A 15,388-nucleotide genomic window follows, 5' to 3' on the forward strand; every position below is an offset into this window, starting at 1 on the left:
TTTACTCCTTTATTGTTTGGTGGAATGGTGTTGGGGAATATTGTCAATAATATCTGCATCTTTTGGAACCGATGCAAACCTTAGAGGCAGCAATAATGCAGACGACTCTAAGAACTTTAGGTTCCCCCTTTTTTCCACTTTCCATCCCAGCCCAAAAGTACTGACATAGTCTTTATATGTTTGAATTGCTGGAGAATTATCCAACGATTCTATCATGTCTTCTATTGAGCCAATAGCAGATATTCTATACGGTGGCGAGTACTGATGGCCTTGCAACATAAGCACATTTCCAATACAAACAACAGCTGAATTAAACAAGATTCTTTGACCCTGAATTGTTATAGCCTCCGCTCCGCCTTTCCATAGGGCATTTATAACGGCTTCTATATCTTGTTGGTGAATTACATAGTCATTTATGTTTGCGGAGCTTCCAGACCCGTTTACGGCCGTTTTCCAAAGTGGTGAATCGTTTAGCGTTACAGTAATTCCTGGTCCTTGTATTGCTGGAAGTATTGTGCTTGCACCAGTATCGTCGGAAGAATCAGACCCGCTTGTGCTGCTTGTTAACGTTTTGTTTAGAAGATTAACTTTAGAATCTAACTCTTTAACCTCTTCTCTCAAAGATTTTGCTCTTTGAGAATTTCTTTCCACCATTTGCCCCGTATCGGAAGTTACGAATGCAGTACGATTTATGCGCAAATTAGTAACGAATAAGTAACCAGTGAAACAAATTGCTAGGGCAACGGCAACGCTTCCTAACAGCGATTTTCTAGCGCCGTGTTTACCTGTTTGTTTTGCCATATTACCCATTCTTCTTCTTGCGTTCGAGTGTAACTATTATTATAGCGTGTAGCCGATTGATTGGAGTGTTACTGTTATGGCTGACGAAGAATTGAATAAATTGAACACCACTTCATCTGCCGATGTGGATGAATCTCAAAACTCTTCTAAAGAAGACTTGTATGGTGTTCCTATGGAACAGGTTGAAGCTGTTTTGAACGCAACTGTCGATAAATCGTCGTTGTCTCCGCAAATACAGCGCATGATGAAGCGTCAAGAAGAAAATACTCGCAGAGTTGAAGAGTCCATTAAGGGCACTAAAGCTAATGCTGGATGGTTTGTTCCACTATTTTGCACGCTTATGATTGTTGGCTTGTTCTGGGCTGTTATTTATTACTTGAATCCTGCTTTGCCAATTCCAGGAATTGGAGCGTTTAATCTTTTGATTGCAGCGTGCTTGGTTATGGCTGGATTCTTAATGACAATGTGTTGGAGATAGTTTATAAATAGCTTGTATATAGCTTGATTTTCTGGCTGCATGTAATAAGCATGCAGCCATTTTTTATATGTGTGTTTTGTGTGTTTTGTGCATTTTGTGTGTTTATTACTCCGCTTTGCTTGCACAAATAAGAACATGATTATTTTTAGAATCGGTAGTTGCAATAATCCTAGTGTTTCCACCGTCTTTTAACTTAAGCCTTTTCTTTAAGTCGTTTACGCTCAGCGGAAAATTGTATGTTGCAATATTTGCGTAATTTATTTTAGAAAGAGCTTTACTGATTTCTTTTTTGTTTAAGCTACAAATATTGTCTATTTTCCAAATGTTTCCAGGAAAATCTGATTTATATTCGCAAGATATAAAAACGTGGCTGTTGCTTGCGATTTGAACTATGTTGTATTTAGAGCTTAAAATCTTAAAAAATCCCGACTTCATAATTGAAGAATTTGGCTCATAAACATATTTAGCGCAGTTTTTCCAATCACTTATTGAATCATTTGAATCATTTGAGTTTTGTTCGGTTTTTATGTGTGATTCTTGCGATTTTTGCGTCTCTTGCACTTCTTCTACTTTATTTAAGTCCAGATTGTATTTTGCGTTAAAAACGGTTACTGAATCGTTGTTTGCGCAATAAACTTCAATATTTGAATGCATGTTTGAGTCCAATACTAAAAGCAGCTCTTTGCACTCATTATTGTGCGAAACAATGTGTACTTGACTAACGTTTCCACAAAAGTCGCAAACAGCTTTTCTCCAATCAAGCATTGGAGATAGTTTAATAATCACAAATTTTGCTACTTGCAGCATGCGTGGTTTTAGTTCTAAAACATTAGGTGTGCAATCTTTAATCGCGTACGTTCTAGATCCGCTTTTATCTCGTCTTGCAGGATCAATGTAAATAAGCGTTGCGTAGTCTACTTTTTCTAAAACTTCTACGCTTGTTGAGTTTACGCATTGAACATTGTTTAAGTGCATAGCAGTCATATTGTGTTGGCTTATGGCAGATAGTTCTTCTTGAGTTTCTACGCAAATTGCTTTGCAAAACTCTTGGCTCATAATTGCGCAATCTACTCCAAATCCGCCAGTTAAGTCGATTAGGGTTGTTTTGCACTTATCAATATTGTTGTTTTTTATAAGACGATTTGCTATGCGTGCTTTATATTGTGCGGTTGCTTGCGATGAGCACTGTTCCATAGAAATATGTGATGGGTATATAACTTGATCGTTTTTGTACCACATTGGCAACTTTGTTTTTGCAATTTGCATTCCGCTTATTTGATTAACAGCAAAAGCAACATTCACGTTTGGGTTACTAGACGCTTTTAGCGCAGCTTCTTTTGGGTTTGTATTTTGATTTTGAAGAATAAAATCAATAGTTTGCTGATTTTGATCTTGTAGTTGTTTTGTGTGAGTGTTGTTAGATTGCATAATTCTATTTTTGATTAAGGTTTAGAGAAAGTCACAATTTTTCAAAAATGTGGATAACTTTTATACACTTGTTAACATGGCTGAAAATGCAGAGTTATCAACGATTGTGTATAACAATGTGGATAACTTATTTAGATATACCCATGTTATACCCAGGTTATGCACATTTATGTCCACAATTGTGGAGAACTACACGCGTGTAATTTAACGAGATTTATTGTAAACAGAATGCGCTTATTGCCAGAAGAACAATAAGTGTTAGTAAAGAGTAAACAGCAAATCTCTCATTAAAAGATGCTTTTTTAAGAAGAGGATTATTAGTGCCGAGTAAAGCAGACAGAACTATTCCAGTAACAATCCCACCAATATGAGCTTGCCAAGCAATATTTGGAACCAAAAGAGGCATTGCAAGCGTTAGGCCAATCCAAATTAAAGTGCCATTAACACTTTCGCCAAGTCGCCATTGCGCAACCAAAAGAGCGCCAATAAGCCCCATAATCGCTCCCGAAGCCCCATAAGCTGCAATCACCCAGTCTTGTGTAAGCTTTGAGTAAAGTAGAGTTGCAACGCATCCACCAAGCCCACTAATAGCGTATAAGAAAAAGAACTTCCATTTACCAAAGAATCTCTCAAGTTCTACGCCAAGTGAATACAAGCAAATCATGTTAAAAAGAATGTGCGTAAGTTCTGGCGCGTGAACAAACATAGACGTAAACCAAGTCCATCTTGCTTTTGTAATCAAAAATGGCGCAAAAGCAGTATTTTCAACAAATAGTTGATATGCGCTTGGCAAAAAAGTGTGAAGAATCATCTCAATAATCCACACAAACACGCAAATGTAGATAATTGAATACGTTGCGGTTTTGCAATTAGTTTTAAAGCGCTTAACAATAGTGTTTATGTCAAAATTGTTCATAAAATAACATTATCTAATTGCATACACAAATTTGCATACATAAGTAGCGACCATAATGGTCATTAAAAATGTTTCGTAAGATTTATGCTGTTTTGTGCATAAAAATATAATAAAAAGATGCAAGTGTTAAAAAAAATCACTATTATAGTGAATACACGAGTAAACTCGATACAAACGTTGACTTGGACGAGCAGGTCAGCTTAACGAAAGGAGCCATCATGGAGAACAGGTCCTCTGGCGGTTGGAAGTTCTTTGCACTGCTCTTTGGAGCACTGCTCGCAGGTATTGCAGCATTGTATGTTTACAAGCAGCATAATCCTGATTACGATCCATGGGAGCAGCCATGGGAGAACAGCTCTTCGCCAATTAACATAGGCGCAGAAAAAGAAGATAAAGACGAAGAAGCTAGTCAGCCAGTAGAAGCTTAAAGCTTAACTGTTTATAAAAACGAGTGGCGGTAGATTTCTTTGAGAACCTGCCGCCACTCGTGTTTTATTTTGTGTTTTATCTAAATATTTTTTAGAACCAAGAAGAACGAGGACGAGTGTTCTGTTCGATTCCTCTTGTATTGTCTGCAATCTCTCTAGTGTTATTAGCAATTGCGCTTGTATTGTCTGCAATAATAAAGCTATTAACGCATGTCATAGTTTGAAGAATGTTAGAAATCTTCTGTAGCTTAATCATCTCTTCTTGATTCTCAAGCATTGTATTCTGATTATCGACCATAGCATTTAGCTTTTGTCTCATATCCATTTGATTATTAAGAACTTGGTTATGATATTGATCTCGCTTGTATGCAGTAATCATTTCTTTGATTGTATCTGCTTCGTGATTCTTAACTAGAGAAATAAAATATTCAACAGAATCTAAAACATAGTAATCATTTGGATACCACGAAGAAGTTTCTGCAAGCATACGCTCTTTAATGTCATTCATTTCTTTGTATAGTGCATTACGACGCTCGTCAACCATGTTATTGTGTTGAACAATCTGATCATTCTTCTCTTTAATTTGTGAATTTAATTCAGAAACACGTTTTTCTTCTTTATTGTTATCGCGATTAATTTTTTTATTATATTTTTTAACAATAATCGCAGCCACAATAGCCGCAACAACGAATGCAATAACATTAATAGCAGCATAAAATACAAACGACTCAACATTGTTGTATTTAACCGAAAAAGTATAAGCATTCCACAATCCACTAAGCCAAGCTAATATAAGCAGAACCAGTAAGACTCTTCCTGTAGTTAACATTGCTTTGCTGTTCTTTGCTTTTCCAACGGCAAACACGGCTGTTATAACTACGCAAAAAATAAGTCCGTTAATATTGCCACTTAGTGCAGTAATAACTCCGAATACGATGCTAAAGGCTATACCAGCCATAAAAAGACCATAATCAGATTTTTCTTTAGTGCTGTCTGTTTTGATAAGGTTTTTAAGAATAAGTTGCTGTTCAGATAGTAATTGTCGTTTTTCTTTTTCTGCTTGCATAAACAGACTAAGTTTTTCATTAAACTTTTGTATATAATCCCTTACAGAATATAATCCGTTTAATAATTCGGCACCTTCTGGGAGCAAACTATGCTGCATATTTTCTTCTACAGACATATTTTTTCCTTAATCTTAGATTAATTAAAATGTATATTTACCGCGTTATATTGTATGACTTTAAGATTACAAGTAACACATTTTATAAAAGATTGAAGAACGCATAAAACGCATAAAACATATAAAAAGAGCAGCGGAAAATGTTTCCACTGCTCTTTTCTTTATCTAATAGCTACTACAATTAGCGCCTTTTGCTTATTCAGCAGTTGGAAGAGCGCCAGTGTGCCAAATGCGATCGAGGTAATCTTCGATAGAGCGATCGGAAGAGAAGTAACCAGAGTTGGCTACGTTCAACACAGCCATGCGTGCCCACTTCATAGGATCGCGGTAAGTTTCCTCAATTTGAGCTTGAATATCCATGTAAGAGCTAAAGTCAGCCATTGCCATGAAGTAATCGTGAGTAAGCCAATCGTTGACAAGTGGCTCATACACGCTCTTGTCGCCGTTGGAGAAGGTGCCGTCAGCAACCATGTCTACAGCGGTCTTCAAGCGAGGATCAGACTCGTAGTACTTGCGGGAGCCGCCGTGATCGTAGCCTTCAGCGTAGAGCTTCTCAACCTCGTCAACAGTCATGCCGAAGAGGAAGAAGTTCTCAGCGCCAACGCGTTCACGAATCTCAACGTTTGCACCGTCGAGAGTACCAACAGTCAAAGCACCGTTCAAAGCGAACTTCATGTTACCAGTGCCAGAAGCTTCCTTACCAGCTTGAGAAATCTGCTCATCCAAATCGGTTGCAGGAATCAAGTTCATAGCAAGTTCAATGTTGTAGTTCTCTGGGAAGAACACTGCAAGCTTGCCCTTGCATGCTGGATCGTTGTTCACAACGCGAGCAACATTGTTGATGAGCTGAATCGTAAGCTTTGCCATAGCATAGCCTGGAGCGGACTTAGCGCCGAAGAACACGGTGCGTGGAAGCATCTTGTCTACGTCGATTGTGCCATTCTTGATTCCAGCGTATGTGGAGATAACCTGGAGGATCTTCATGGACTGGCGCTTGTACTCGTGCAAACGCTTAACAATGGTGTTAAACATAGTGTCTGGGTTGATTTCAAAGCCATACTTGTGCTTTGCAAAATCAACAAAGGCAAGCTTGTTCTCCTGCTTGACTTTAGCGAACTTCTTCACGAAGGATGGATCGTCAGCCAATGGCTTCAAACCTTCAAGAAGCTCCAAATCACCCTGCCATGCGTCGGTGCCCAAGCCCTCAGTAATAAGAGCAGACATGCGTGGGTTGCTCAAACGCACAAAGCGACGAGGAGTTACGCCGTTAGTAACATTCTTGAACTTATCTGGGTAAACGCTGGAGAAGTCCTTTAATGTAACATCCTTCAACAACTCAGAGTGAAGCTCAGCAACGCCATTAACGTAAGAGCCGCCGTAGGTAGCCAAGTAAGCCATGCGAACTACAGCACCTTCGCCATTTTCGTCGGCGTCGGTAGCGATGCGCATACGCTCAACTTGATCTTCGGAAACGCCCTTGCTGCGAAGCTCGTTGCGGAACTGCTCGCTAATGCCTTGAATAATCTCAAGGTGGCGTGGCAAAAGTTCGCCAATAAGCTTGGCTGGCCAAACTTCCAAAGCTTCTGGAAGAAGCGTGTGGCAAGTGTAATTGAAGGTCTTGGTGGTAATGCCCCAAGCGGTGTTCCAATCGTAGCCGTACTCGTCCATAAGAACGCGCATAAGCTCTGGAATACCAATAACTGGGTGAGTATCGTTCAACTGGAAGTTGATCTTGCTTGGGAAGGTTGTAAGATCTGGCTTATCTTGACCAGGATAGAACACGCGAATAGCGTCGTGAATAGAAGCAGCTACGAAGAAGTATTGCTGCTCAAGACGCAAAGCCTTGCCCTGTGGAGTGGAATCTTCTGGATAAAGAATCTTAGAAATGTTTTCTGCTTCAACCTGTGGCTTAACAGCATCCAAGTACTCAGACTTGTTGAAGGTGAGCAAATCAAATTCGTCGTAAGACTTAGAAGTCCACAAGCGAAGAGTGTTTACGCGACCAGAATTGTAGCCTGGAACCATGTAGTCAACTGGTACTGCTCGAACAGCCCAATCTGGCTTCCACACGCGCTTGCCATTTTCTTCAACAACCTTGCCACCAAAGTTAACGCGCTGATCTCTGCCGTAGTCAACGTGACCCCATGGCTCTTCGTTGCTAAGCCAGTAATCAGGGGTTTCTACCTGCTTGCCCTGCTCGTCGAAGCGCTGCTTAAAAATGCCGTAACGATATTGGATGCCGTAGCCGAATGCTGGAACGCCGATAGAGGCGAGCGAGTCAATAAAGCAGGCTGCGAGACGACCCAAACCGCCGTTACCTAAACCTGGCTCATACTCAGCATCGATAACATCTTTTGGCTCAAAACCAAGCTTTGTAACAGCCTTGTTGAACTGATCGGTAAGGCCAGCGTTAAGCAAAGCGTTTTCAAGCTGCTTGCCCATTAAGAACTCTGCGCTTAAATAGCCAACAGCCTTTGTGTTTCCGTTAATCATGTCATGCTGTGTCTGCATCCAAGAGTCCATCAAGTGGCGACGAACTGCGGTAGCAGCGGCAACATACACATCAGCCGTAGTGGCCTGTTCTGGGGTGACACCCTGGGTGTACTTCAGATTTTCTTGAAGTTCTTTGGCAAATGCCGCCGCAGTAGTCTTGGCTTTAGGCGCGACGTGTTTAGTCATATTTGACTCCTTGTGCCGTGAATAATATATTTACCTAAAATGTGCGAATAGCAACCCTTGATTATGCTGGTTGTAGCCGCGCCAAATTGCACTTAACAAGACGGTACGCGGCAATGCACACGTTTTCATTGTTGATGATATCACAACCCCAAACCCTTATTAATAATTATTTACAATATGACTTTTATAAAACAACATTAAAATCGCAAATAATACTTAGACAATTCGTGAGATAATTCAAATATGGCTGTTATACGAGAAGCGGATATAAGTGGCGCTAAAAAATCGTTTGAAACGTGGGCAAATAGTGCAAAATCTTATATAAATTCTATGAAAATAGATTCTACGAACAATAAAAAAGATTTGTGCTGCATAAACACAAGCGAAATAGGCGTTAGTGTAAACGATGAAGCAATGGCTGTTAGATATTCGCTTTACGTTCTAGAGCATATAGCTCCAGGATGCGCTGTAGAGGTAAGAGTGGCACCTTGGGGAGCTGTAAAAATCTTAGAAGGCCCACATTCGGATCCGCACAATTTAACACCGCCAGATGTTATAGAACTTGACCCAGATGTTTGGTTGCGACTTTCTTGCGCAATAACAAAATGGGATTACGAGCAGCAAATTGGGAATATAAGCGCAGTTGGAGAGAGAGACGATTTAAGCAATTTGCTGCCCGAACTTACAAAAGCTCTTCTTAACAATTAATGCTAACTAAGGGTATTTGCCTACATGCTTATCTACATATAGAATTAAGCGTTCTTGTGCAAATTCTTGTGCAAATTCTTGTGCAAAAATTACTTGTTCTTATGCATAAAACTAGGCATAGGCATAGGAATGTGATGATGAACAACGCCAGAATTGCTAGACGACTTGTCTTTAGTAGCGGCCTGAGCGGCAGACTGAGCAGCCCACTCGGCGTAGTCGTCTAAATCGTCATCTCCACTCGAAACGGAATCATGCAAGCTACCAACACTATCATTACCAGCATTAGTGTTGGTGTCTTTAGAATCATCCTCTACAGATAAGCTTTCGGAATCATCTTGATTATCTAGATAATCCTCGGTGTTATTGTAGCTATCAGATTCAAACGGATCGAAGGATCCTTGACCAGGCTCGTGAGTATTAAGCTCTTTAGCAAGCTCGTCGTAATCCGTATCGGTCGTCAGGTATTTGAGCTTACGGGCAATTTTCTGTTGCTTTGCCTTCTGTCGTCCGCGGCCCATCTGACCCCCTCATATTTACCGAAACAATCAATTCATCACACAAGAGCGTACCACTTTGCCGCAACAGAGTATATTGTCTGAGTGAACTTTTACCATAAAAGCCATATTTTAGGCGTAAAAATCGCAAGAAAAATTGCGTGTGTAAGGAGTTAGAAATGGCAGAAGAAGCACAGGTTACAGCTGCTGGAAACGAGATAAGCGCAAGCTTTGTGGCAGCTCAAAAACGTTCAGACGCAACGCTTGAGAAGCTAAAAGCAAATCCTAGCTCCTTTACAATGCTTACGGGAGATAGGCCAACAGGAAGACTTCACTTAGGTCATTACTTTGGTTCGATTCGCGAGCGTGTCGCAATGCAAAATCTTGGCGTAAACACAAACGTGATTATTGCAGACTACCAGGTGATTACAGATAGAGACACTGTTGAGCATGTAGAAGATAACGTGCTAAACCTTGTTCTTGACTACATGGCTGCTGGAATTGACCCTAAGAAAACCATGATTTTTACGCACTCCGCTGTGCCTGCAGAAAACCAGCTTATGCTGCCATTCTTGTCTTTAGTTACAGAAGCTGAATTGCATAGAAATCCTACTGTTAAAGCCGAAATGGAAGCTTCTGGTCATGCTTTAACAGGACTTTTGCTTACGTACCCGGTGCATCAAGCTTGCGATATTCTGTTTTGCAAAGCAAATGTTGTGCCAATTGGCAAAGATAATTTGCCGCATATTGAGATTACGCGCACGATTGCTCGCAGATTTAACGAGAGATACGCAAAGAAGAATCCTGTTTTTCCAGAGCCAGCTGCGATTCTTTCGGATACGCCAGAAATCCCAGGATTAGACGGCCGCAAGATGAGCAAGTCTTACGGAAACTCGATTATGCTTGGCGCAACTGCCGAAGAAACAGCAAAGTTGATTAAGAAGAGTCCAACTGATTCTGAGCGCACAATTACTTTTGATCCAGTGGCTCGTCCGCAAGTTTCTGCGCTTTTGACTACTGCTGGTTTGGTTACAGGCAGGGATCCAAAAGATATTGCGCAAGAAATCGGCAACGCGGGCGCAGGAGCACTAAAAGCGTACGTTATTGAATCTGTAAACAACTTCCTTGCTCCACACCGCCAGCGTAGAGCGGAATTGGCCAAAGATATGGATACGATTCGCGATATTTTGCACGATGGAAATGCGCGAGCTGCTGCGATTGCGCAAGAGACGCTTGATCAAGTGCGAGAAGCAATGAATATGAAGTATTGATTAATTCTTGATTGATAAAGCTTTCTTGATTGCATATTTTGATTGTATGCAAATAGAACGCGCATAAATAAAACGCCCAGTAGTAGCTGGGCGTTTTATGTTTATTAGCTTATGACTAAATGTCGTATCGCCAGCTTTTATCTGTTATAACGCGCGCAACTGCAAGCCCTAATGGCAAGCAAATAATCACCATAAACGCGCGGAAAGTCCAGTCTAAAGCAGGAAGAGTATTAAACTGCCCAAGATAAAACATTGCGCGATACATATAAAGTCCAGGAACCATAATCACAATAGATGGAACTGTAAGACTAATACGCGGATAACCCAAGTATTGAGGCGCCCAACCCCTATGCACAATTGCACGCCAAGCGGAAGCCAAAAGGCCAGCAAGCAAAGCGCCAGTAAATGCTGCGATTTCTGCAGCAATACCAAAATCAGCCATTGTTAAGCGCAAAGTATCGGTAATTGCGCCGATTATTCCAGCAACAAAACACATTCGTTGAGGCGAATTAAACAGAACGGAGAATCCCCACACGCCTGCAAACGCTGTAATCATTCTAAGAACAGCATTAAGCCAAGGATTTAAGCCAAGCGGAGTAAAACCTTGAGGGTCTAGCTGAACAAGGCTTGCAACCATCCAGCCAGCAAGAGTGCCCATTAAAATAATCGCCATTGTGTAGCAAAGTCGCTGAATGCCAGAAGGAAAATCAATCTTAGCAATATCTAAGCCTCCTGTAATAAGTGGGAAGCCTGGAATTACAAACAAAACAGAGCCAATATAAGCCGTATTGTGATGCAAAGCAGAAGGGTCAAAGCAGCCAATAATGCGCAAAGAAGCTATGCAACTTAAAGCACCAACAGCAACAGCAATAAACGTTACAACAAATTGGTTTAGATGATGCATAAACATGCGTCTTCTAACGTAGTGGCCGATTCCAGCGCCAATAAAAGCACCAAGCATGTCGTAAGCGCCGCCGCCGAGCAAAAATGCGAAGGATGCGCATGCTACTGCAGAGGCAAGGCCTGCAAACCACGGTTTATAAAGAGGCTTGCGGTTTTTGATTAAGTCTAAGCGGTCGTGAACTTGACGAACCGTAAGCGGCGCGGAAAAATCGCCAGCAGGATTTGCGTTAGATGAAGTAGTGGAATTGTTTTTAAGATCTGAATTCAAATTATTTTGGCTATTTTGAGTATTTTTAACATTCTTGACATTTTGAACGTGAGAAAAATGCTCAGCATACGTTTTTTCTGGCTGAAGCGCAAAAATTCCGCGAGGTTTTTCTTTACGAATCGCCTCTTGAATTGCCATTTTTTCTTCGACTTTTGCAGCGTGCTCCTCCGACTGCTTAGCTGTTTGAACAATCGCGTTCTCGTTACTGCTAGCTTGAAGAGTGTCTACTAATTCCTTGGAAACAGTGGCTTTTGAATGATATAAGGAATCGTTTCCAAGCTTAACGTTAAACCAATCTGCAAAATGTTCGAGCAGCCAAATTCTCTCTGTGTTTACGCCAGTAGTAGGAAGATCAACAACTTCTGTAATTCGCTCATGCTTATCTGTGCAAGTAGCTTCAATATCGGTTAAATTAACGTCTGCACGAACATTTACACCCATCGGTTCGCCAACGCGGTGCATAAGCTCGCGAACGCGGTAGCTTCCAGTTCCAGCGCCTAAACCTAAAGCGCCAACTCGAATAATAATGCTGGATTTTGCTGCAATTCCAGCTTGCGTAACTGGTTTATCCCAATCGCGCTCAACATCTTCCATATCTAGCGGAATCGCGTGCGTCTGAAAGCGCCCAGAAGGCTTTCCAACAATATGACCAGTCGAAAGTATTTGCGGCTTATTGCTGTCGCTGTTGCTGCCGTTATTATTGACGCTATTACTGTCGCTGCTATCCGCGTTATTCTCTTCTATGCTCACAATTTTTTAGTATACGCATTGCATTGCCTATAAAAAATTTATACAAAAAATCAGTCCTAAGGTCGGTTCACAATTATTTTGGAATCTCGCTGGAAACAAAGGCTGTGGGCTTGCAACTTTTGACCTAAATAACCGCGGAGGAGCCGCGGAAGTCAAACGACCAAGCAACCTTATGACTAGCACAAGGAGGTCTGATGACAACTCAAAATCAACAGGTAACTCCAGCAGACGCAACGATTGTAACGTCTGGTTTAGGGCGAAAAGGCCCCGAGGAGCGTGAACTTCCAGCATCGCTTAAGCAAGACATGGATTTGTGCTTGCATATTCTGCGCGATGTTTTGGGCGAATTTGATGAAAAATTATTAACCGTATTTGACGAAGTGCGCTTAAATGCTGTAGATGCAAGTGCTGCACACTTTAATCAAATGCTTGATGCTCAAGAAACAGAAAACGACGGATTAAGCAAGGCTGTAGAAAAAATCAACGGCATGGATTTGCCAGATATGCAGTTGCTTGCGCGCGCGTTTGCTACATACTTCCATCTTGCAAACCTTTGTGAAGAAAACTACAGGGTTTCTGTGCTTCATCAACGCGAGTGCGACGTTGAGGACTCCAATCCAGTGGACCCAGTAAACGAGCTAACTTGCGCATATCATAAGTTGCTTACGGAAATGAGCCCTGCGCAAGCTAAGGAATTGCTTGCAAAGCTTGAGTTCCACCCAGTTTTTACTGCGCACCCAACAGAAGCTAGGCGCAAGGCTGTAGCAGGTAAAATCCGCAGAATATCGCAGCTTTTAAGTAAGCACAATACTTTAGGTGGATCGGATAAGCGCGAGAATTATCGTAAGCTATACAACGAGATTGACGCATTGTTGCGTACATCTCCAATCGCACTTAAAAAGCCAACTCCTGTTGAAGAAGCGGACACGATTCTAGATATTTTTGACGCCACTTTGTTCAACACGATTCCGCTGGTTTATCGCAGATTTGACGATTGGTTGCTAGGTAAGAAGGCTGGCTTAGTGCCACCGCGTTGCCCAGCGTTCTTCCATCCAGGAAGCTGGATTGGCTCCGATAGAGACGGAAATCCAAACGTTACAGCAAAAGTTAGCAGGCAAGTTGCTAGAAAGTTTAGTGACCACGTTCTTGCTGCTCTAGAAGCGCGCACGCGTGAAGTTGGAAAATGCTTAACAATGGAAACGCGCACAACTCCCCCAAGTGTTGAGCTTTTGGAGCTTTGGAATCGCCAGCGAGAAATGAGCGAGCAGCTAACGGAAAGCGCATCCGACGTTTCCAACAGCGAGCCACATAGAGCCGTTATGCTTGTTATGGCAGATCGTTTGCATAGAACAATTAGCCGAGATACAGACATAATGTATCATTCTTGCGAAGATTTTATTGAAGACTTGCACATTGTGCAAAGGTCTCTTGCGGCTGCTGGCGATTCGCGCGCGGCTTATGGTCCGTTGCAAGATCTTATTTGGCAAGCGCAAACCTTTGGATTCCACATGGTGGAAATGGAGTTCCGTCAGCATTCGCTCGTGCATTCTCGCGCTTTGGAAGATATTCGCGAACACGGTTTGCATGGGGAGCGCGGACCGCTTCAGCCAATGACTCGCGAAGTTCTAGACACATTCCGCGCGCTTGGAGCAATTCAAAAGCGCAACGGTATGCGTGCAGCTCGCCGCTACATTATTTCGTTTGCAAAGTCTGCTCAGCATGTGCGCGATGTGTTTGAGCTTAATCGCCTTGCGTTTGCGCACCCTCAAGATGCGCCAACAATCGACGTAATCCCGCTTTTTGAGCAGCTTGAAGACTTGCAAAATTCGGTTAATGTTCTGGAAGAAATCATTAAGATTCCAGAAGTTCAGGCTCGCTTAAAGGCCACTGGCCGAAAGATGGAAGTTATGCTCGGCTACTCCGACTCTTCCAAAGACGCTGGCCCTACCTCTGCAACGCTTGCTTTGCATTCTGCTCAAGAGCGCATTGCTCAATGGGCTAAAAAGCACGATATTGACCTAACGCTGTTCCATGGCCGCGGAGGTGCTGTTGGACGAGGCGGAGGCCCTGCAAACCGTGCTGTTTTGGCTCAGCCAGTTGGGTCGGTAAATTGCCGATTTAAGCTTACTGAGCAAGGCGAGGTTATTTTTGCTCGCTATGGTAACCCAATTTTGGCGATTCGCCACTTGGAATCCGTGGCTGCAGCAACTTTGCTTCAGTCGGCTCCAAGCGTTGAGAAAACAAACACAGAGATGACGCACAAGTATGCGGATATGGCTCAAAAGCTTGATGTTGCAGCGCATAATCGTTTTATTGATTTGCTTCAAACAGATGACTTTACACCGTGGTTCTCAACTGTTACTCCGCTTAGTGAGATTGGTTTGCTCCCAATTGGTTCTCGCCCTGCAAAGCGTGGTCTTGGTGCAAAGTCTTTGGACGATTTGCGCACAATCCCGTGGGTGTTCTCTTGGGCGCAAGCTCGAATCAACTTGGCAGCGTGGTACGGCTTGGGTACAGCTTGCGAAAAGTTTGGCGACTTGCAAACTTTGCGCAAAGCATACGAAGAGTGGCCACTTTTCAGCACTTTTATTGACAACATTGAGATGTCTTTGGCTAAAACGGATGAGCGAATTGCTCGCATGTATCTAAGCCTTGGAGATCGCGAAGATTTGAGTAATAAAGTGCTTTCCGAGATGCAACTTACTCGCAAGTGGGTTTTGCAAATTGTTGGAGATAAATGGCCGTTGCAACATCGCCATGTGCTTGGCCAGGCGATTCGCGTGCGCTCGCCTTACGTGGATGCGCTTTCTGTAATTCAGTCACTTGCATTGCATAAGCTGCGCAACAAGGTAGATAAAGAAGAGCTTAGCGAAAGCCAGCAAGCAGAGTTTATTTACTTGATTCTTTGCACAGTTTCTGGTGTTGCTGCAGGCTTGCAAAACACTGGATGATTTTAATAAATTACTGAATCAAGAAGGCTCTCGTATTTGCAAATTGCAATACGGGAGCTTTTTTGATAATAGGCTTATATTCTTAAACAAAATTCTTATTTACTACGAAAGATACAATATATTCTAAGTC

At 42.2% G+C, this 15,388-nt stretch carries 12 protein-coding genes; 5 read left to right on the top strand and 7 right to left on the bottom strand.

The window, feature by feature from the left end:
* Window positions 1-9: 9 nt before the first annotated feature.
* Window positions 10-801, bottom strand: a complete 792-nt coding sequence (locus HXT23_RS05965) for a DUF881 domain-containing protein (RefSeq protein WP_422113092.1) — start codon at window positions 799-801, stop codon at window positions 10-12.
* Window positions 802-877: 76 nt separating this feature from the next.
* Here HXT23_RS05965 and crgA point away from each other — a divergent pair, with 76 nt between their 5' ends.
* The gene (crgA, locus tag HXT23_RS05970) at window positions 878-1,279 is read left to right on the top strand and encodes a cell division protein CrgA (RefSeq protein WP_016635520.1); all 402 of its coding nucleotides are present in this window, start codon (window positions 878-880) and stop codon (window positions 1,277-1,279) included.
* A 105-nt stretch (window positions 1,280-1,384) separates the two neighbouring features.
* Here crgA and HXT23_RS05975 read toward each other — a convergent pair whose 3' ends face one another.
* Together HXT23_RS05975 and HXT23_RS05980 are read right to left on the bottom strand one after the other, a co-directional pair.
* Window positions 1,385-2,707 (bottom strand): THUMP-like domain-containing protein, encoded by a 1,323-nt coding sequence (locus HXT23_RS05975; protein WP_016635521.1) that lies wholly within the window; start codon window positions 2,705-2,707, stop codon window positions 1,385-1,387.
* Window positions 2,708-2,921: 214 nt separating this feature from the next.
* Window positions 2,922-3,623: a rhomboid family intramembrane serine protease gene (locus HXT23_RS05980; protein ID WP_016635522.1), complete on the bottom strand. Its 702-nt coding sequence runs from the start codon at window positions 3,621-3,623 to the stop codon at window positions 2,922-2,924.
* A 218-nt stretch (window positions 3,624-3,841) separates the two neighbouring features.
* On the opposite strand from HXT23_RS05980, the gene HXT23_RS05985 reads away from it, so the two are divergent.
* Window positions 3,842-4,051 (top strand): hypothetical protein, encoded by a 210-nt coding sequence (locus tag HXT23_RS05985; protein WP_032812865.1) that lies wholly within the window; start codon window positions 3,842-3,844, stop codon window positions 4,049-4,051.
* A gap of 91 nt (window positions 4,052-4,142) precedes the next feature.
* On the opposite strand, the gene HXT23_RS05990 is transcribed toward HXT23_RS05985, so the two are convergent.
* Window positions 4,143-5,234 (bottom strand): hypothetical protein, encoded by a 1,092-nt coding sequence (locus HXT23_RS05990; protein WP_016635524.1) that lies wholly within the window; start codon window positions 5,232-5,234, stop codon window positions 4,143-4,145.
* Between the two features lie 195 nt (window positions 5,235-5,429).
* Window positions 5,430-7,913, bottom strand: a complete 2,484-nt coding sequence (locus tag HXT23_RS05995) for a glycogen/starch/alpha-glucan phosphorylase (protein WP_016801869.1) — start codon at window positions 7,911-7,913, stop codon at window positions 5,430-5,432.
* 243 nt (window positions 7,914-8,156) lie between these two features.
* On the opposite strand from HXT23_RS05995, the gene HXT23_RS06000 reads away from it, so the two are divergent.
* On the top strand, window positions 8,157-8,621 hold the full coding sequence (locus tag HXT23_RS06000) for a sterol carrier family protein (protein WP_016801870.1): 465 nt from the start codon (window positions 8,157-8,159) through the stop codon (window positions 8,619-8,621).
* An 89-nt stretch (window positions 8,622-8,710) separates the two neighbouring features.
* On the opposite strand, the gene HXT23_RS06005 is transcribed toward HXT23_RS06000, so the two are convergent.
* Window positions 8,711-9,139 (bottom strand): DUF3073 domain-containing protein, encoded by a 429-nt coding sequence (locus HXT23_RS06005; RefSeq protein WP_016801871.1) that lies wholly within the window; start codon window positions 9,137-9,139, stop codon window positions 8,711-8,713.
* A 155-nt stretch (window positions 9,140-9,294) separates the two neighbouring features.
* On the opposite strand from HXT23_RS06005, the gene trpS reads away from it, so the two are divergent.
* Window positions 9,295-10,386, top strand: coding sequence for a tryptophan--tRNA ligase (trpS, locus tag HXT23_RS06010; RefSeq protein ID WP_016801872.1), 1,092 nt, complete (start codon window positions 9,295-9,297; stop codon window positions 10,384-10,386).
* A 115-nt stretch (window positions 10,387-10,501) separates the two neighbouring features.
* Here the strand turns inward: trpS and HXT23_RS06015 are convergent, their stop codons facing one another.
* A complete protein-coding gene (locus HXT23_RS06015) occupies window positions 10,502-12,307 on the bottom strand; it encodes a threonine/serine ThrE exporter family protein (RefSeq protein ID WP_016801873.1) in 1,806 nt (601 codons plus the stop codon).
* 194 nt (window positions 12,308-12,501) lie between these two features.
* On the opposite strand from HXT23_RS06015, the gene HXT23_RS06020 reads away from it, so the two are divergent.
* Window positions 12,502-15,258, top strand: a complete 2,757-nt coding sequence (locus tag HXT23_RS06020) for a phosphoenolpyruvate carboxylase (protein ID WP_004132403.1) — start codon at window positions 12,502-12,504, stop codon at window positions 15,256-15,258.
* Window positions 15,259-15,388 lie beyond the last annotated feature (130 nt).

The sequence above is a fragment of the Gardnerella sp. DNF00257 genome (genome assembly GCF_049262745.1).
Classification (GTDB): Bacteria; Actinomycetota; Actinomycetes; order Actinomycetales; family Bifidobacteriaceae; genus Bifidobacterium; species Bifidobacterium piotii.